Origin of the sequence: Mesorhizobium sp. M1A.F.Ca.IN.022.06.1.1 (assembly GCF_003952605.1) — a bacterium.
In the GTDB taxonomy this organism is placed as follows: domain Bacteria; phylum Pseudomonadota; class Alphaproteobacteria; order Rhizobiales; family Rhizobiaceae; genus Mesorhizobium.
Window position 1 is genome coordinate 1,199,997 of sequence record NZ_CP034455.1, and the last position, 17,337, is coordinate 1,217,333.

16 protein-coding genes are annotated in these 17,337 nt (G+C 63.2%); 6 read left to right on the forward strand and 10 right to left on the reverse strand.

Annotated features, from left to right (window positions below; translation table 11 throughout):
* Positions 1–8 precede the first annotated feature (8 nt).
* Positions 9–791 carry a peptidoglycan-binding protein gene (locus tag EJ078_RS06030; protein ID WP_067320921.1) on the reverse strand — a complete coding sequence of 261 codons (783 nt, stop codon included), beginning with the start codon at positions 789–791 and terminating at the stop codon, positions 9–11.
* Complete coding sequence (locus tag EJ078_RS06035) at positions 766–2,508, reverse strand: PAS domain-containing sensor histidine kinase (protein WP_127403821.1); 1,743 nt, start codon at positions 2,506–2,508, stop codon at positions 766–768. Before EJ078_RS06035 ends, EJ078_RS06030 begins: the two co-directional genes overlap by 26 nt.
* A gap of 531 nt (positions 2,509–3,039) precedes the next feature.
* On the opposite strand from EJ078_RS06035, the gene EJ078_RS06040 reads away from it, so the two are divergent.
* Positions 3,040–3,432 (forward strand): DUF5330 domain-containing protein, encoded by a 393-nt coding sequence (locus EJ078_RS06040; protein WP_127215440.1) that lies wholly within the window; start codon positions 3,040–3,042, stop codon positions 3,430–3,432.
* Positions 3,433–3,543: 111 nt separating this feature from the next.
* Positions 3,544–3,972 carry a SufE family protein gene (locus tag EJ078_RS06045; RefSeq protein WP_127215444.1) on the forward strand — a complete coding sequence of 143 codons (429 nt, stop codon included), beginning with the start codon at positions 3,544–3,546 and terminating at the stop codon, positions 3,970–3,972.
* A 131-nt stretch (positions 3,973–4,103) separates the two neighbouring features.
* On the opposite strand, the gene EJ078_RS06050 is transcribed toward EJ078_RS06045, so the two are convergent.
* Both EJ078_RS06050 and EJ078_RS06055 read right to left on the reverse strand, forming a co-directional pair.
* Positions 4,104–4,532: a MucR family transcriptional regulator gene (locus EJ078_RS06050; RefSeq protein WP_067320912.1), complete on the reverse strand. Its 429-nt coding sequence runs from the start codon at positions 4,530–4,532 to the stop codon at positions 4,104–4,106.
* 411 nt (positions 4,533–4,943) lie between these two features.
* Positions 4,944–5,312 (reverse strand): hypothetical protein, encoded by a 369-nt coding sequence (locus EJ078_RS06055; RefSeq protein ID WP_067320909.1) that lies wholly within the window; start codon positions 5,310–5,312, stop codon positions 4,944–4,946.
* A gap of 120 nt (positions 5,313–5,432) precedes the next feature.
* Here EJ078_RS06055 and EJ078_RS06060 point away from each other — a divergent pair, with 120 nt between their 5' ends.
* Complete coding sequence (locus EJ078_RS06060; RefSeq protein ID WP_127215441.1) at positions 5,433–7,532, forward strand: S9 family peptidase; 2,100 nt, start codon at positions 5,433–5,435, stop codon at positions 7,530–7,532.
* Between the two features lie 100 nt (positions 7,533–7,632).
* Positions 7,633–8,022 carry an SET domain-containing protein-lysine N-methyltransferase gene (locus EJ078_RS06065; protein ID WP_066998147.1) on the forward strand — a complete coding sequence of 130 codons (390 nt, stop codon included), beginning with the start codon at positions 7,633–7,635 and terminating at the stop codon, positions 8,020–8,022.
* Between the two features lie 25 nt (positions 8,023–8,047).
* Here the strand turns inward: EJ078_RS06065 and EJ078_RS06070 are convergent, their stop codons facing one another.
* From EJ078_RS06070 to EJ078_RS06090, 5 genes are all read right to left on the reverse strand, one after another.
* Positions 8,048–10,645 (reverse strand): AMP-binding protein, encoded by a 2,598-nt coding sequence (locus EJ078_RS06070; protein ID WP_127215442.1) that lies wholly within the window; start codon positions 10,643–10,645, stop codon positions 8,048–8,050.
* 131 nt (positions 10,646–10,776) lie between these two features.
* The gene (locus tag EJ078_RS06075) at positions 10,777–11,721 is read right to left on the reverse strand and encodes a cytochrome c (protein ID WP_067320899.1); all 945 of its coding nucleotides are present in this window, start codon (positions 11,719–11,721) and stop codon (positions 10,777–10,779) included.
* 9 nt (positions 11,722–11,730) lie between these two features.
* On the reverse strand, positions 11,731–12,168 hold the full coding sequence (locus EJ078_RS06080) for a cytochrome c (protein WP_095823731.1): 438 nt from the start codon (positions 12,166–12,168) through the stop codon (positions 11,731–11,733).
* A 160-nt stretch (positions 12,169–12,328) separates the two neighbouring features.
* Complete coding sequence (locus EJ078_RS06085; protein ID WP_066997682.1) at positions 12,329–12,931, reverse strand: superoxide dismutase; 603 nt, start codon at positions 12,929–12,931, stop codon at positions 12,329–12,331.
* A gap of 106 nt (positions 12,932–13,037) precedes the next feature.
* Positions 13,038–13,916, reverse strand: a complete 879-nt coding sequence (locus EJ078_RS06090) for a branched-chain amino acid aminotransferase (protein ID WP_095800175.1) — start codon at positions 13,914–13,916, stop codon at positions 13,038–13,040.
* 251 nt (positions 13,917–14,167) lie between these two features.
* Between EJ078_RS06090 and EJ078_RS06095 the strand changes: the two genes are divergently transcribed.
* Together EJ078_RS06095 and EJ078_RS06100 are read left to right on the forward strand one after the other, a co-directional pair.
* Positions 14,168–14,830, forward strand: coding sequence for a haloacid dehalogenase type II (locus EJ078_RS06095; protein WP_067320889.1), 663 nt, complete (start codon positions 14,168–14,170; stop codon positions 14,828–14,830).
* 172 nt (positions 14,831–15,002) lie between these two features.
* Positions 15,003–15,821, forward strand: a complete 819-nt coding sequence (locus EJ078_RS06100) for a L,D-transpeptidase (protein ID WP_127215443.1) — start codon at positions 15,003–15,005, stop codon at positions 15,819–15,821.
* A gap of 11 nt (positions 15,822–15,832) precedes the next feature.
* On the opposite strand, the gene EJ078_RS06105 is transcribed toward EJ078_RS06100, so the two are convergent.
* Positions 15,833–17,260 (reverse strand): PLP-dependent aminotransferase family protein, encoded by a 1,428-nt coding sequence (locus tag EJ078_RS06105; RefSeq protein WP_127403714.1) that lies wholly within the window; start codon positions 17,258–17,260, stop codon positions 15,833–15,835.
* Between the last annotated feature and the right edge of the window lie 77 nt (positions 17,261–17,337).

The following is a 17,337-nucleotide window of genomic DNA, read 5'->3' on the forward strand; positions in this document are numbered from 1 at the left end:
GGCAGCCCTCAGTTTGTCAGGCCGATCTCGCGCATCTTGGCATAGACCACTTCGTCCGGCTCGCCGGTCTCGGGCAGGCCGAACAGCGCCTGGAATTCCTTGATCGCAGACTTGGTGCGGGCGCCTACGACGCCGTCGAGCTGCATATCGTCATTGCCGAAGGCCTTCAGGCCAGCCTGGATCTTGACGATGCGGGCGTCGGGCGCCTGCGTTGCGCCGCTGGCCTGGGCGGCGACCGGAATGGCCGCTGGTCCGGCGGCCTGGGCCGTCGCCCTATCGGCCGGTCTCGGGGCCGGATGCGGAATGGCCGCAGTCGTTTGCCTGGCGCCAAGCTGATCGAGCAGCGCGCCGTCGACATCGCCGGAGGCGGGCAGCCCGACCTTGAGCTGATAGGCCTGGATGGCCTTGCGCGTGGCTGGGCCCGTGAGGCCGTCGACGGTGCCGTCGTAGAAATTGAGGTCCTTCAATATGCCCTGCACCTGCTGGACGACCGGATCGGGCTTGGGAGCGGGCTGCGCCTGCCGCACGATGTTGATGGTGGTCTCCGGCTCATCCGAGACGGCATGCGGGAAATTCTCGATGCTCCTGGTGGCGAAGAAGGCGCCCGTGTGCGGAAAAGGCTGGTACCAGAGCGCGTTGGCCGAAACGTAGAAGAGCGTCACCAGGAAGGCGGTCGAGCCGCCGACCAGAACCGGATTGCGCGAGATCATCTGGCCGAGCGCCCCAGCGCTCTCGGCAAGCAACCCGCGCTCGGGTTCGACCACTTTAGGCCGTCTTGCGGAGCGAGCCATTGCTGTCCCCATTTGCATCCCCCTTCGGCTTTGCAATCGGCACCGGCAGCACGTCGGCCGGCGCGCCCGAGCGCCGCTTCGGTCCGTTCACCGGCAGGCTGATCGTCACCGTCGTGCCTTCGCCCGGGGCGCTCTCGATCGACATCGTGCCCTCATGCAGCGCCACCAGCCCCTTGACCAGCGACAGGCCGAGCCCGGTTCCCTCGAAGCGGCGCGTATAGCCGTTCTGGATCTGCATGAACGGCTTGCCGAGATTGGCCATATCCTCTTCGGCGATGCCGATGCCGGTGTCGCTCACCCAGAAATGCAGCCGCGAGCCGACCCGCTTGGCGCCGATCACCACGCTGCCGCCGTCAGGCGTGAACTTTAAGGCGTTCGAAACGAGATTGATCAGGATCTGCTGCACGGCGCGGCGATCGGCATTGATCTCGCCGGCGTCAGGCGCGATCTGCGCGCCGAGCGCGATGCTCTTGGCCTCCGCCAGCGGCCGCATCATCGAGCGACACATGTCGGCGGCATCGGCGAAGCGGAACGGCTCGAGCTCGGTGGCATAGGCGCCTGCCTCTATGCGCGAGACATCGAGGATTGAGGTGACGACGGACAAAAGATGCTGGCCGGACTCCCTGACCAGGGCGACATATTCCTTCTGGCGCGGATCGCGGAAGGCGCCGAACATCTCGTGCAGCAGCATGTCGGAGAAGCCGATGATGGCATTGAGCGGCGTGCGCAGCTCGTGGCTGACCACCGCCAGGAAACGCCCCTTGGCCACTTCGGCGGCAGCCGCAGCCTCCCTCGCCGTGGCAAGCTCTTCGCGGAGCGCGGCGACCTCGTCATTCTCACGAAGGACGAAGGTGAAGATGTCCTGCTCTCGCGCGCCGCGCAGCAATTCAAGGCGGAACGGGCGGAAATTGTCGGCCGAGCCGCCACCGTCGCGCGGCAAGCGGATGCGCAGGTCGAGCCGGCGCTTCGGCGCGCCCTCGCGCATGTCCGCGAGCGCGGTGAGATAGGCGACGCGATCGGAAAGATGGACGCGCTCGAACAAGCCCGCGCCGAGCAGAAGCTCCGGCGCCAACTTCAGAATGGAACGCGCCTTGGCCGAAGCGTCGAGCACCTCGCCCTGGCGGCCGACGCGCAGCACGACGGCATCGATCGTCTCTTCGAGACGGTCCACCGCAGGCTCAGCCTGACGCGCGTCGGCGGGATTGGCGAAGGCCGCCGCGCGCGGCAGGAGCGTAAGCGCCCAGGCAAGCGGCAGCAGCCAGTGCCAACCGGCGATCGCGGACTCGCCGAGCGGCAGGAACTGGTTTGCGAAAGGCTGCAGCAGGATGGCGCCGAATGCCGCCAGCGCGCCCGAAATTGCTGCGCGGCGCGACCCGGCGATCCACCAAGACTCGACCGGCAAAGCCACGGCAAGCAGCGCGACCGGCGACGCCAGACCACCCGCCGCGGCAATTGCGCCAGCAAGCGCGAGGCCGCCCGTCGCCACCGAGGCACGGCCGGCGAGCGTCATGCGTCCGGTGGCGGCAACCAGAAGCGCTGCGAACCAGCACAGACCGAAAGCGCCGAAGATCGCAGCCACGGTAACGGCGGCGCCCAGACTTGAGGTGACCAGCGTCACCGCCGCACCCGCGGCGAGGAAGGGAGTGGCGAGCATGACGCCGATGAAGCGGCGCTGGCGCTGGCGCTCAGCCTCGTCCGTGACGGTCGGATGAACCATGCGTTCGCAGCCGGCGGCAACCGCGCCAGGCAGAGGAACGTATCTGGCCGTAATCGAACTCAACGCACTCGGACCCGGTCGTGAATTGCCCTGCTTCTGCAGGTGACTCTTAATTGGATTGAAAGTCGCATCCAGCGTTTAAGGAATGGATAAGGCAGAGAAGGCGAGCGCCCTGCCCGCGGCAAATATCGGGAGGCCGACACCCCAAAGCCCGTCGATCTGCCGCCATGGTAAATGGAGCGTTAGCCACAGCGCGGCTCGCCTGGCTTCCTGAAAACCCAGTGCCGATGCTCGCCCTTTCCAGAATTTTTCTTTTGAAACAGCCGCATAGATGGCTATTTCAAAGTTAATACAGTGGATCAGATTTGAGTTAGATCAATAGCGAAAACCAATCCTTTCCAATTCATCTAAAATTTGAAGAAAATTCGCGGCTTCGGCGCAAGCCACGCTTCGCGCCTTCGTGCCATTGTCATGTCCATAAAAAGAGGTCATGCCGATGGATGCATGATCCGATCACGACGAGGCATCGAGATGGGCTTTCTGATCAGGATGGCTTTCTGGTTTTCGCTGGTGCTCTTGGCGCTGCCGCTCAGCGTCGGCCCCGACGAGGATGGCCGCGAGGCAGTCGGGCCGATCCAGGCGCTGTTTGCGGCGCGCGAGGCGGTCGGCGACATCGCCGGCATCTGCGAGCGCAAGCCGGATGTTTGCGAGACCGGCAAATCGGCCATGCACACCATCACCGTGCGCGCCAAGGAGACAGCCAAGATCGCCGCCGCCATGCTTGATGACCAGCAGTCGGAAAAGACGGCCGCGCCCGCTGCGAAGGCAGCGCAGACGTCTGGCGAGACCACCGGCAGCGTCGCCGAGGACATCGTGCTGCCCGCCAAGGTCAACATTCCGGCGATGCTGACGGCGAAGAAGTGAGATTGCTTTTTCTGGAAATGCTCTAACGCCGCGGGCCCGCCCGACCTCTCGACGCCCGCGGCGTCTTTCTTTTTCCGTGACGTGGCGGCGCCGGGTCACTATATGCGGGCAATGACGACCTCGATCGAAACGATCCGCGACGATTTCTCCCTGCTCGACGAGTGGGAGGACCGCTACCGCTATGTGATCGAGCTGGGCGAGGCGCTGCCTCCGTTTCCCGAGGCGGAACGCACACCGGCCAACAAGGTGCCGGGCTGCGTCAGCCAGGTGTGGCTGACCACCGAGCAGGGAGAAGGCGTCGATCCGGTGGTCAGCTTTCGCGGCGATTCCGACGCCCACATCGTGCGCGGCCTTGTCGCCATCATGCTGGCGCTGTTCTCGGACCGGCCGGCCAGTGAAATCCAGAACACCGATGCGGAAGTGACGCTGAAAGAGCTCGGCCTCGACGAGCATCTGTCGCCGCAGCGCGCCAACGGCCTTCGCTCGATGGTCAAGCGCATCAAGCGCGACGCCGAAGCCGCCTTGAAGCAAACCGCCTGACTCTGCCCCAAGCCCGGCAACAAGCCGCACTGCGGCGGGTTCACCCGTTCGCAGCAAGACATCCCTGAAATACCTCAAAAGCAAAACGGCGCCCCGCGGGCGCCGTCGCTTTTGCCGACTTGCGGAAGCTGCTACCGGCGACCCTTGGGCTTGCGGCCGAGGCCCATCTTCTTGGCCAACTGCGAACGGGCGGCTGCGTAGTTGGGAGCAACCATCGGATAGTTGGCGTCCAGGCCCCACTTCTCGCGGTATTCTTCCGGGGTGAGATTGTAATGTGTCATAAGGTGGCGCTTCAGCGACTTGAACTTCTTGCCGTCTTCGAGACAGACGATGTAGTCGTCATGGACGGAGCGCTTCGGGTTGACGGCCGGCTTCTGCTTCTCGGCCGAAGGCTGCTCCGTCGTGCCGCCGACGCGGCCGAGCGCGGCATGAACGTCGGCAATTAGGTTCGGCAGTTCGCCGACCGGCACCGGGTTGTTGCTGACATAGGCCGCGACGACATCGGCAGTCAGCTCGATTAGCGCGTCCCCATTCCTTGAAGGTGTTTCGACGATATCCATTGTGCTCAGGCCCCAACGAGAGTTTGTTTTCTAGACTGCGCCCTTTTTCTGGATCGGGCATCGCGCGAAATTCATGCAGGCAAGCCCTGCGATTCGCGTCGCGTCATCTTAATGACCCTGTGCTGCAAGTAAGTCAATTCACCTACTGAATTATATTCGGCGATATTCATCAAATATTGCCGATTCAGCTTCAAAAATTCGTGTGCCGTGTAACTTAGCGAGATTTTTCTGGCCGGACCAGTGCAGCCTGACGTGGCGCCAAGCACGCTTTTACACCTCTGGTCGCGTCAAAACAGGTTCTTTATGCTTGGCTAAACTAATGTTTGGCCGCCCGGTGAGCGAAGAATCCTATGGATCATGGCGCGGACATTCATCCTCGCGTCGAACAGCCAAGTCGCCTCGACGAACCTCTCAGTGGGGTTTGATGTACTTGCCGTAGACCCAGCTGGTAACAAAATGACCGTTCTGCGCCGGATCGTGCCAGACCTCGCACCAGCGGTAGCGGATCGCCTGCCGCTGCTTCCAGTGCGGTTGGCCGGCAATGTCGAGCAGATCTATCCCGCCCGTGCAACGGCCGGTCATCTGCAAGACGGTGCCATTCGGATAGGCCGCCTGTCTTTGCGATGTGTTTGACGGATACTTGCGCGCGTTGAGCGTGTCGCCGAACGGCACGCCAGCCACTTGCCAGGCCGCGAACACGGTTGCATGAGACTGGCCGGAAAAGGCCAGGACCGCCGAAGCGACAGCGAAAGCCACGGCGGCTCGAACATAGGATTTCATCTTTTCCCCTTTCGACTTACTTTGTGTAGACCACCTTGAACCCCGCCCTTTGAACCGCTGCTGAGCGACGCGTTCATTCGCCATTCAAGCAAATTTCAGGCAATTCCACAGCGAGACGCAATGACCAGAACCTCCGTCTTCCCGACCGCCATCCCGCCGCGGCCCGAGAAACGCCCCATCTTCGACGTTCATCACGGCATCACCCGCACCGACGACTACGCCTGGATGCGGGCCGCCAACTGGCAGGCGATGTTCAGGGACCCTGCACTGCTCGACGGCGCGATCCGCGCTCATCTCGAGGCCGAGAATGCCTACCAGGCAACGCTGATGGCCGACACGGCCGAGCTGCGCCGCAAATTGTTCGCCGAGATGAAGGGGCGCATCAAGGAGGACGACTCCACCGTGCCGATGAAGGACGGTCCCTACGCCTATGGCTCGTCGTTCAAGCTCGGCGGCGAGCAACCGCGCTACTTCCGCACGCCGCGTGATGGCGGCATTGAGGAGATCCTGCTCGACGGCGATGCGGAAGCCGAAGGCAAGCCCTATTTCCGTCTTGGCGGATTCGACCATTCGGCCGACCATCGCAAGCTGCTCTGGGCTTTCGACGACAAGGGCTCGGAGTTCTTCGCGCTGCGCGTGCGGGACATCGCCAGCGGCAAGGAACTCACCGATCGGATTCCGGATACAGGTGGCGGCGGTGTGTGGAATGCCGGAGACGACGGCTTTTTCTACACCCGCCTCGACGACAGCCACCGCCCGTCAAAAGTGTTCTTCCACGCGCTTGGCGACAATCCGGAGAACGATCGGCTGATTTACGAAGAGACGGATGCCGGCTTCTTCATGGACGTCAGCGGCACGCGTTCCAACGACTGGATCATGATCGGCATCAACGATCATGAAACCTCCGAATACCGGCTTCTGCGCGCCGACGAGCCGTTCGCCGAGCCGAAGCTGGTGGCGGCGCGCGAGACCGGCCTGCAATATGACCTGGAGGAAGGTGGTGACGTCTTTTTCATCCTCACCAATGCCGACGGCGCCAAGGACTTCAAGATCATGACCGCGCCGGTCGAAGATCCGGTGCAGGCCAACTGGAAGGAACTAGTGCCGCACGAGCCCGGCCGGCTGATCCTGTCGGTGCTCGGCTTCAGGCACCACATGGTCAGGCTGGAACGCAAGGAGGGCCTGCCGCGCATCGTGGTGCGCGATCGGGCAAACGGCGAGGAGCACCTCATTGCCTTCGACGAGGAGGCCTTCTCGCTCGGCCTTTCCGGCTCCTACGAATACGACACCGAAGTCATGCGCTTCACCTATTCGTCGATGACGACACCGGCACAGGTGTTCGACTACAACATGCGCAGCCGCGAGCGCGTTCTCTTGAAGACGCAGGAGGTGCCATCGGGCCACGATCCGGAGCATTATGTCACGCGCCGGCTGATGGCGCCGGCTGCCGACGGCGAGCTGGTGCCGATCTCGCTGATCCACCATCGCGATACGCCCCTTGATGGCTCGGCGCCCTGCCTGCTCTACGGCTACGGCTCCTATGGCATCACGGTTCCCGCCGCCTTCAACACCAATTGCCTGTCGCTGGTCGACCGCGGCTTCGTCTACGCCATTGGACATGTGCGCGGCGGCAAGGACAAGGGCTATGGCTGGTATGACGATGGCAAGCGTCGGCACAAGATGAACACCTTCACCGATTTCATCGCCTCAGCGCGCCATCTCGTGGCCGAGCGCTACACGTCGCACGATCGCATCGTCGCGCAGGGCGGCTCGGCCGGCGGCATGCTGATGGGGGCGATCGCCAACATGGCACCCGAAAGCTTCGGCGGCATCGTCGCCGAGGTGCCGTTCGTCGACGTGCTCACCACAATGCTCGACGCCAGCTTGCCGCTGACGCCGCCGGAATGGCCCGAATGGGGCAATCCGATCGCCTCGGCCGAGGACTACGGGACGATCGCGGCCTATTCGCCCTACGACAATGTCGCGGCGCTCGACTATCCGCCGATCCTGGCGCTGGCAGGTCTGACCGACCCACGCGTCACCTATTGGGAGCCGGCCAAATGGGTGGCGCGGCTGCGCGACCGCAAGGCGGGCGACAATCCGGTGCTGTTCAAGATCAACATGGAGTCCGGCCATGCCGGCGCCTCGGGCCGGTTCTCGCGCCTGGAGGAGATCGCGTATATCTACGCCTTTGCGTTGAAAGTGACCGGCAAGGCCTGATTTTTCCCTCGCAATCGCGAGCACCTCGCGCTACGCAATGCGCCTCGTTTTTGGTCGCGGCCGGTTCGGGCCGCGCCATCCGTCATTCGCAGGGTTCGTCATGCTGCTCGTCGACGTCTATCTCGACAAATCGCCCATCCAGGGCATCGGTGTCTTCGCCAAACACCGCATTCCAAAGGGCACGTTGATCTGGAAGCTCGATCCAAGATTCGACCGCCGCATTTCGGTCGACACTTATGAGAACGAAAGCGGCCCGGTGAAGTCCTACCTCGATCGGTACTCCTATCCGGACAGGCGCGACCGGAATTATATCGTCTTCGAAGCGGACGATGCGCGCTACATGAACCATGCCGACGAGCCGAACTGCGACGTCTCCTCGCCGGAGGAAACCTACGCGCTGCGCGACATCGCGCCCGGCGAGGAACTGACCTGCGACTACAACCATTTCTTCGAAAACGGCTTCGATTTTTTGGGCGACCGCCACGCGTAATCGGAGCGACCGCGGTCGAAGCGTCTCACGCCGAGAGCAATTCCGGCAAGCGCTCCATGGCCAATCTGCCGCGCAGGTGTCGAATGGCGGCCAAGGTTTTGCCGGCGATGACGCCTAAAGCGGCGCCGCCGGCGATCGCAAGCAGTTGGAAGCCTGGAGCCGGCAGCCAGCCTGCGACAGGTGCCATCAAAAGCTCCGGGACGAAGCGATGGACCAAGTAGATCGGGAAAGCCGCGACGGCGACCTGCGTAACCGCCCGCCCCACCCCAGCAGGCAGGCGAACACGCGGCAGGTAAAGAAGAGCCGAGAGCGCCGCGAAGATCGTCAAATACTTGACCGTCGTCCCCAGCCAGACCGACTCCCAAAAGGCTAGATACCCCAATACGGCAGTGGCAAATGCGGTCACGAGGAGTTTTCTGGCGGGAGTGTCGGCCAAACCGGCGCACCAGCCGAAGACCGCAAGGTGGAAGACCCAGTAGATCGCGAAGATCTGGCGGCTGCCTAAGTCCACGAACAATGGGACTGCAAAGCGCGCAGCGGCGGCAAACGCCAATAGTCCGATCGAGAAGGCAAAGGGTCGAGCTTGGGCGAGCTTGCGTAGAACCGGAACGGCAAAGGCGAGGGCGAAGACCAACAGCGTCTGCGCATAGGCCTCGATGAACCAGTAGAGATACGGGATCATCTCGTGACGTTCCGGTTCGGCATAGCCGAAGTTGCCGGTAAGGGTCATCGAGGCCCAAGGGATCGCCTGCCAGGCGAGGGAGTAAGCGGCGACTATGAGAAAATAAGGGATCAGGACGCTAATCGCAGGTTTCAGCGCGTGCCGGATCCGACCGGCAAGCAAATGGACCGACTGAAAACGCGCAAGGCTGTAGCCGACAAGCAGCATCATGATGCCGGAGCCGCCCGGGATAGGCCACAGGGTCTCGTGATGCACGACCACCAGCAGGATGGCGAAGGCCCTCAGCACGATATCGACAGGCGTCTCGTTTGCCTGGTCCCGCATGAAAGACCGTTTCGCCGAATAAAGATTTGTCAGGTCTCCAACGCTTAGTCGTTCCCAGCCGTCCGGCAGTTCCAAGCCGAGCCGTTCGAGTTCCAGAGCCAATTGCAAAAAGCGAAGGGAATCTCCGCCGAGGGAGACAAAGCTGTCAGCGCGGCCGACCGGAAGTGGATAGAACACGCGGGCATAGGCTCCAGGCACGCCGCCACGTTCGGAGCGGATTTCGGCCCGTCCCAGCAACATCTCGCGCTGCAGGCAGCCATAGTCGATCTTGCCCGAGGCTAGCCTGGGAAGGTCGACACGCGTCGAAACTCGAACCAGATTGGCGGGCAAGCGGCTGACTTCGGCCAGGATACGCTGTGCCCTGCCTGCCGAGCCGGGGCCGGTCACATAGGCCTGTAGGCCTCGATCGTCGCCGAGCACCGCGGCCGCAATGCCCGCCCGCTCTAGCGCCTGCTCCATGATATCGAAGCCGATCCTGAGGCCGGCAATCTTGGAAAAGCGGCTCTTGCGCCCGACGATGCGGAAGAAACCTTGCTCGTCCTGGACGGCAATATCGCCGGTGTTCAGTGTCTCGACCTCAGCCCCGCGCGCCAGATCACAACGCTGCTCGGCGTAACCCATCATGACGTTCGGGCCGCGATAGACAAGTTCTCCCGGGATGCCCGAGCGGCTGACCGGCTCCCCCTTGTCGTCGACAAGGCCGAGGCTGCCGCCTGGGATCGCGACGCCGATCCGCTCCTCCCGGTCGGACAGGCTCTCCGGCGGCACGAAAGCGATACGCGCCGTCGCCTCGGTTTGACCATACATGACGAAGAAACGCCCGCCCACGGCGCGCAAATGATCCCTGTACAGGCGGATGACGTCGGGGCTGAGCTGTCCACCCGCCACCGTCATCATGCGCAAACCCTTGAGCTTAGCGTCGCGGAAACGCATCCGTTCCAGGAGTTCGTAGGAATACGGGACGCCGGACAGATTGGTGCAGCCACCGTCGGCGATTATCTGGAGGAAATCGCCGTCCATTGCGGAAACACCGGGGAAGAGGATGCTGCCGCCGGCAATCAGATGCGAATTGAGAACCGACAGTCCGTAGGAATAGTGCAGCGGCAGCATGAGAGCGGCCCGGTCGGCGGACGAGAGTTCGAGATAGGTCGTTATCGCGCGCGCATTGGCTTCGAGATTGGCATAGGAGAGCCTGACCGCCTTGGCGGCGCCCGAGCTGCCGGACGTCATCAGCAGCAGCGCGAGATCGGGATGCAGCGGCTCAATGTCCCTCGCGGGCCAGGCTTCCTTCACGAGACGCCAGCGGCCATCGGCTCGGCGATAGGTGAAATCCGGCTGGAAGGCTGCCAGGAAATCGTCCCAGACCCTTTTGTCGCAAGGCGGCAGCATGGCCACCGCATGACCCACCCGCAGGGCTCCAAGATAGGCGACGACCGCATGCTCGGAGGGTTCCGCTGAGATAGCGACGAGCTGCTTTCCCTCATCCCCCAGACGTGTGGCGAAGTGCTGCGCAAGGTCGTCAAGCTCCGCATAAGACAGGCTGCGCCCGTCGGCGAAGAGAAGTGCTGCGCGCTGCTCGCCACGGGCGAATTCAGACACAAGGTCGAGAGAGTGCATGGGCAAGGCTTCGGTTCGCCTGGAAACTGGCCGAAGCGCGTATGATACATGACTATTAAAGTCAACTAATATGGACTTGAGACATCACAGGCAGATCGCATCGATGGTGTCGCGCAGCCGATATGCATCGGTCAGCTCGCCGGCTTGCGCGCCGGATAGCTGTTGGGATGCGGCGGGACGGCCTTCAGATAGGCCGCGATCGCGGCGCGGTCATCGGCCGTCAACTGAGCTATGTTGCGCTGCACGTCGACCATGGCACCGCCGACGGAATCGAAATCCGGCGTGAAGCCGGTTTCGAGATAGTTGGCGATGTCGGCCTCCGACCAGTCCTTCGTGCCGCCCTGCGGGGTGATATTGGGCACCACGCCCGAGCCCTCGGCGGCCACGGCTCCCGCCAGCCATTCGGCCTTCTTGACGCCGCCGGCAAAGTCGCGCGGCGTGTGGCATTCGCCGCAATGCCCGGGGCCCTCGACCAGATAGCGGCCGGCCAGCACCTTGTCGGGCGCGCCCCCGGGCAAGGCAATGACCGGTTCAGGGCTGACATAGAGCCGCTTCCAAAGACCAATGCCGCGACGGATGTTGAAGGGGAAGGAGAGTTTGTGGCCGGGCGCCTTGCCGGCGACCGCCGGCAGCGTCTTCATAAAAGCATAGAGGTCGGCGATATCGGCCGGTTTCATGCGAGCATAAGAGGCATAAGGGAAGGCCGGATAAAAATGCTCGCCGGAGGGCGAAACGCCTTTCAGCATCGCATTGGCGAAGTCCTCCTCGCTCCAGGCGCCGATGCCGTCCTTTTGATCCTGCGAGATGTTGGGCGGTACGAAGGTGCCGAACGGCGTCTTCAGCTCCAGCCCGCCGGCAAGCTCCAGGCGGGCATCACCCTTGGATCCCGGTTTGGCGTGGCAGGATGTGCAGCCGCCGGCAAAGAAGATGCGCTTGCCTTTCGCAGCATCACCGGGGCCAAGCTGCGCGACCGTCGCGGCATCAAGCCTGACGGGCGCTGACAACGCCCAGCCGGCGACCGCGCCGGCGCCGCCCAGCACGATGACGGCGCCGACGAGCTTCTTCAGCCACGCCATATCAGGCGATCAGCCCTTCTTGATCCTGTAGGTCTCATGACAGGTGCCGCAGTCGCCGCCGATGGTGTTGAGCTGCGCCTTGAGCGCATCGACATCGGCCGGCGGCGAAGCCACTGCCGCCTTGACGTCGGCCAGGAACTTGTCCCCGGCCGCCCTGAAGCCTGGCATGTCTTCCCAGATCTTCGGCGCCGCCGTGGTGTCGCCCTTGTCGCTGCCGGCCGGGAAAAGTTTCTCGGCATCGAATTTTTCGGCGTTCGCCTCCAGCGCCTTTAGCGCCGTCAGCACAGCGGCGGCGTCGAAAGCCTCCTCGCCTTTGACGACCTTGGACAACTGGCCGGCGAGCTTGCCGCGTTCCTTCATCAGGGCCTGGCGATCCTTGATCGGGTCGGCATAAGCGGCCGAGCCGGCAAAAGCGAGCAAAGAGATGGCGATGACAAGCTTTCTCATTCAATTGGCTCCATGGTGAAGAGAGTTCGCGACTAGACGTTAACGGGCGATGCAGTGGAATTATTCCCTCCGCGCCGCAACGATTTTCTTGACTGGAATTGCCCTCCTGCGCCGGCAAAAGAAAAGCCCCGGTCATGCCGGGGCTTTTCGGAAGGGTCGATCAAGCTTTCGCCTTCTCGTAGAGTTCCAGGACATAATCCCAGTTGATCAGGCTGTCGACGAAGGCTTCGAGATATTTCGGCCGCGCGTTGCGGTAGTCGATGTAATAGGAGTGCTCCCACACGTCGACGCCGAGGATCGGCGAAGCGCCATGAACCAGCGGGTTCTCGCCATTGGGGGTCTTCGAGATCGCGAGCTTGCCGTCCTTGACCGAAAGCCATGCCCAGCCGGAGCCGAACTGGGTGGTGCCGGCGGCGACGAAGTCCGCCTTGAACTTGTCGTAGCCGCCGAGATCGGCATCGACGGCCTTCTGCAGCGCGCCCGGCAGCTTGTTGCCGCCGCCGCCCTTCTTCATCCATTTCCAGAAATGGATATGGTTGTAGTGCTGGGCGGCATTGTTGAAGAGCCCGGCATTCTTGCCGAAGGACTGTTTCACGACCTCTTCGACCGACAGGTCGCCCATTCCGGCCTCGGCGGCCAGCTTGTTGCCGTTGTCGACATAGGCTTTGTGGTGCTTGTCGTGGTGATACTCCAGCGTCTCCTTCGACATGTAAGGCTGCAAGGCCTCGTAGTCGTAGGGCAAAGCGGGCAACTCAAAAGCCATGGATGGTACTCCCTCAGGAAAAGTCCGGTGAAACTACCGGACTAAGATAGGTCTGGAATGGGTTGGGACAACTCCGGAACGAAGCGCCGAACGCCTTTTTATCCGCTCAGGCGGCGGAAGTCGAATGCGCCCAATCCCAATAGAGCTCGCGCGCCTTCTTGGCGACCGGTCCAGGCTGAATGCTACGGTCCTCGATGCGCGTGATCGGCACTACCTTCGAATGGTTGCCGGTCGAGAAGATCTCGTCCGCCTCGAGGAAATCGCGGATCGACAGCGTCTTCTCGGTGGTCCTGAAACCATAGTCGCCGAGCAGGTTGATCGTGCGCGAGCGGGTGATGCCGGAGAGGAAGGTGCCGTTCGCGGCGGGCGTCATCACATGGCCGTCCTTGACCAGGAAGATGTTGGAGGTGCCAGTCTCGGCGACATTGCCCAGCATATCGAGCACCAGCGCGTTGTCGAAGCCGCGCATCTTGGCCTCGAGGATGGCGCGGCCGTTGTTGGGATAGAGGCAGCCTGCCTTGGCGTTGGTCGGCATGGTCTCGATCGTCGGCCGCCGGAACGGCGAGACGCCGATCGAAAAGCCCGAAGGCGGAATCATCGGCGCTTCGTAGAGGCAGAGACAGAAGCGGGTTGAGGACGGGTCGGCCGGCACGCCCATATAGCCGCCATGCTCGGCCCAGTACATCGGCCTGATATAGACGGCGGTCTTGCCGTCGAATTTCTTCAGGCCGTCCCATGTCAGCCCGACGATCTGCTCCGTCGTCATGGAAGGCTTCAGGCCGAGCGCGATCGCCGAGGCGTTGACGCGCGCGGCGTGACGATCGAGATCGGGCGCCACGCCTTCGAACCAGCGGGCGCCGTCGAAGACGCTGGTGCCCAGCCACATGGCGTGGCTGCGCGGTCCCAGAATGGCAACATTGCCCTCGTACCAGTCGCCGTCCACATAGGTCCATGTCGCGGACTGCGCCGCCGCCGCCAGTGTCATCGTTTGCCGTCCGTATGGATGAGTTCCGGCCTCCATAGGACGACGCTTTGACGGCCGGCGTCAACCGACATCGGAAAAAATCCTTGAGGCCAGAGGCACTTAAAGCACGGCGCACGGAAAGGGATGGGCCATGTGTGTTGGGTTTTTGTGTTATGCGATCCTTTCCGAAAACCGCTGCCCACTTTTGGGCGACATGCATTAACCGCAATCAGCGCTTGCGCGGCAGGGCCGGGCGCCGCAAAACTCTTCCTATGCACCATGCAGCCTATGTCTTCGACGCCTATGGCACGTTGTTCGACGTGCACGCCGCGGTGCGCCGCCATGCGGGCGAGATCGGGCCGGACGGCCAGCTTCTCTCCGAAATCTGGCGCGCCAAGCAGCTCGAATATTCCTGGGTGCGGACGCTGATGGGCGCCTATGCCGATTTCTGGCAACTGACCGAGCAGGCGCTGGACTTCGCGCTGCGCAAGGTGCCGTCGGCCGATCCGGCGCTCAGGGCAAGGCTGCTGGAAGCGTATTGGCGGCTCGACTGCTATCCGGAAGTGCCGGCGGTATTGAAGGCGCTGAAAGCAGCGGGAGCGAAGCTCGCGATCCTGTCCAACGGCTCGCCGGAAATGCTGCGGGCGGCGGTGAAATCGGCCGCCCTCGACCAGATCCTGGACGACGTCTTCTCGGTCGACGAGATCAAGCGCTTCAAGACCGATCCTTCGGTCTACGACATGGTGGTCACTGGCTGGCGGCTCTATCCGGGGGCGGTGTCGTTCCAGTCCTCCAACCGCTGGGACGTCGCGGGCGCCGCCAGGTTCGGCTTCCGCACCGTCTGGATCAATCGCGCCAATCAGCCCGACGAATACCGGGATTTTCCGCCGGGGCTGATCCTGCCCTCGCTCGAAGGCCTTCTGGCAGGCGTTTGAGGGTGCTGTTGCTGCAGCGCAACAGATGTGTCGCGGTCACAGCTTCGCCTTTGTTTGTCCACCCTGAGGCCAGAATTGGAACCGCCTATCACCGCCGACTGTTATTGCAGCTGTCGGCGCCGGCCAGCGGATTCATGCATTCTTGCGAATTCAAGACCTAGAAAAGGCAACCATGTCAGACGCTTCCTTCCGCATCAGCCGCCGTGGCTTCCTCAATCTCACGGCCCTTGGCGCTGCTTCGGCGATTTCCGCCTGCTCCACCACCGGTCCTCGCCCGGCAGCCGTGCAGCCGCCACCGCCGGCCTCCGTCGAGCCGCCGCTCGGCGACTACGCCACCATGTATGGGCCGATGTCCGACAACGGCTTCGACCTGCCGGCCATCCCGGTAAACAAGATCGATCACAGATATTTGCGCCAGATCGTTCCCGATCCGACCGGACAGCGCCCGGGCACCATCGTCGTCGATACCACCAACCACTTCCTCTATCTGGTGCGTGAGGGTGGCCAGGCGATCCGCTACGGCGTCGGTCTCGGCCGCGCCGGCTTCGAATGGTCGGGCGATGCGGTGGTGCAATGGAAGCAGAAGTGGCCGAAATGGACGCCGCCGGACGAGATGGTCGCGCGCCAGCCGGAACTGACGGAATACAGCGCCAAGAACGGCGGTATGCCCGGCGGGCTCAAGAACCCGCTCGGGGCGCGTGCGCTCTACCTCTTCAAAGGCAACCAGGACACGCTCTATCGTCTGCACGGGTCGCCGGAATGGTGGTCGATCGGCAAGTCGGTCTCGTCGGGCTGCGTGCGCCTGATCAACCAGGACATCATCGACCTCTATGACCGCGTGCCCAACAAGACGCCGGTCGTTGTCACAGCAGATGTTGGCCAGCCGATGGCCGATATGCCCGAGCGCCGGGCCATTCCGATCGACAACGGCGTGCCGGACGACTCTGTCCTGCTGGGGCCGGTGCCGCAGGAGAGTGACGAGATCTTTTGATCCGGCGTTCGTCAGCGGTGCTTGGCGAGGATGTCCGCCAGCACCGCAACGCCGCGGCGCAACGCCTCCGCGTCGAGACCAGCATATCCCATGATGAAGCCCGTCGTTTCGGGCCGCCGCTCGGCCGGATCATAGAGCGGCGATACCGGATAGAGGCCGATCCCCGCAGCACGTGCGTCGGCTATGATCGCCGGCTCGCATCCAGAATCGATGCCGTTCAACCAGGCCACGACGTGCAGGCCCGTGTCGGCCCCAGCAACAGTCACCTTTGGCCCGATATGATCGGCCAGCGCCCGCAGCAGGACCTCTCTGCGTTCGGCATTTTTCCTGCGGATGTTGCGGACGTGGCGCTCGTAAGCGCCGCTCGTCAGCAGGTCGGCCAATACGTCCTGCTCCAGCATCGGAGCATGCCGGTCGGTCAGGCGCTTTGCCTCGCTGAAGCCTCGACGCAGGCCGGCGGGGACGACGAGATAACCGAGCCGCAAGGTGGGCGAGAGCGTTTTGGACAGCGTGCCGACATAGATGACCGAGCCTGGATCGAGCGTCTGCAGAGGCGGGATGGGGGCTATGTCGTGGCGGTATTCGCCGTCGTAATCGTCTTCGACGACATAGGCGCCTGATGCCGTGGCCCAGGCCAGGAGGGAATGCCGCCGCGTCGCCGAAAGCACGCCGCCGAGCGGAAACTGGTGCGATGGCGTGACGTAAGCCAGACGGGCCGGCGGCAGCGCATCCGTCCTTAGCCCGTCAGCGTCGACCGCAACTGGCACGGCGACGCCGCCCGCGGCCGTGAAGGCATGGCGGGCCAGCAGATAGCCCGGATTCTCGATCACGAACGGGTCGCCGGAGTCGAGCAGCAGCCGCGCGCAGAGGTCGAGCCCTTGCTGGGAGCCGTTGACGATGGCGATCTGGTCCGGCGCGCAGCTGATGCCGCGTGCGCGCCAGAGATAGGTTTGAAGGGCGCTGCGAAGAGCAAGCGAGCCCTGTGGGTCGCCATAGCGCAACCGTGCGCCGCGCCGCAGAATGGCTTTGTTCGAGGCCCGTCGCCAAGCCAGGACCGGGAAGTCCGCTCCGGACAGGTCGCCATAGCGGAAATCCGCAACCTTGGCCGGCTGCTGTTCCACCGGCGGAGGCAAAGCCAGCAGCCTGCGCGCGAACGTCGAGAGGTTGCGTGGCGAGGCAGCCGCGACTGGGGTCGCCCCTGACCACCGCTCCAGTCCCGGAGCCACAGTGGCACGCGCGCCCTGCCGAATGATCAGATAGCCTTCGGCGTCGAGCTGGTTGTAGGCCGCCGTCACCGTGGTTCGCGACGCGCCCCATTCGGCGGCAAAGGCCCGCGACGACGGCAGCCGATCGCCGGGCCGGTAAACGCCGCTGTGGATTTGCGCCTTGATCGCCGCGATGATCCGGCGCGCCACGCCTTCCTGCTCCAACTGGACCATCGAAAACCTGCAAAACTGGATGTTCCAAGCAAGCCAGCTTTCCTGCATCTTTAAATGCAATGCAAGGAGTTTCCGCC

Excerpts from the sequence above, each read along its gene's own strand:
- EJ078_RS06030 (WP_067320921.1), bottom strand. The coding sequence starts at position 791 with ATGGCTCGCTCCGCAAGACGGCCTAAAGTGGTCGAACCCGAGCGCGGG.
- EJ078_RS06035 (WP_127403821.1), bottom strand. The coding sequence starts at position 2,508 with ATGGTTCATCCGACCGTCACGGACGAGGCTGAGCGCCAGCGCCAGCGC.
- EJ078_RS06040 (WP_127215440.1), top strand. The coding sequence starts at position 3,040 with ATGGGCTTTCTGATCAGGATGGCTTTCTGGTTTTCGCTGGTGCTCTTG.
- EJ078_RS06045 (WP_127215444.1), top strand. The coding sequence starts at position 3,544 with ATGACGACCTCGATCGAAACGATCCGCGACGATTTCTCCCTGCTCGAC.
- EJ078_RS06050 (WP_067320912.1), bottom strand. The coding sequence starts at position 4,532 with ATGGATATCGTCGAAACACCTTCAAGGAATGGGGACGCGCTAATCGAG.
- EJ078_RS06055 (WP_067320909.1), bottom strand. The coding sequence starts at position 5,312 with ATGAAATCCTATGTTCGAGCCGCCGTGGCTTTCGCTGTCGCTTCGGCG.
- EJ078_RS06060 (WP_127215441.1), top strand. The coding sequence starts at position 5,433 with ATGACCAGAACCTCCGTCTTCCCGACCGCCATCCCGCCGCGGCCCGAG.
- EJ078_RS06065 (WP_066998147.1), top strand. The coding sequence starts at position 7,633 with ATGCTGCTCGTCGACGTCTATCTCGACAAATCGCCCATCCAGGGCATC.
- EJ078_RS06070 (WP_127215442.1), bottom strand. The coding sequence starts at position 10,645 with ATGCACTCTCTCGACCTTGTGTCTGAATTCGCCCGTGGCGAGCAGCGC.
- EJ078_RS06075 (WP_067320899.1), bottom strand. The coding sequence starts at position 11,721 with ATGGCGTGGCTGAAGAAGCTCGTCGGCGCCGTCATCGTGCTGGGCGGC.
- EJ078_RS06080 (WP_095823731.1), bottom strand. The coding sequence starts at position 12,168 with ATGAGAAAGCTTGTCATCGCCATCTCTTTGCTCGCTTTTGCCGGCTCG.
- EJ078_RS06085 (WP_066997682.1), bottom strand. The coding sequence starts at position 12,931 with ATGGCTTTTGAGTTGCCCGCTTTGCCCTACGACTACGAGGCCTTGCAG.
- EJ078_RS06090 (WP_095800175.1), bottom strand. The coding sequence starts at position 13,916 with ATGACACTGGCGGCGGCGGCGCAGTCCGCGACATGGACCTATGTGGAC.
- EJ078_RS06095 (WP_067320889.1), top strand. The coding sequence starts at position 14,168 with ATGCACCATGCAGCCTATGTCTTCGACGCCTATGGCACGTTGTTCGAC.
- EJ078_RS06100 (WP_127215443.1), top strand. The coding sequence starts at position 15,003 with ATGTCAGACGCTTCCTTCCGCATCAGCCGCCGTGGCTTCCTCAATCTC.
- EJ078_RS06105 (WP_127403714.1), bottom strand. The coding sequence starts at position 17,260 with ATGGTCCAGTTGGAGCAGGAAGGCGTGGCGCGCCGGATCATCGCGGCG.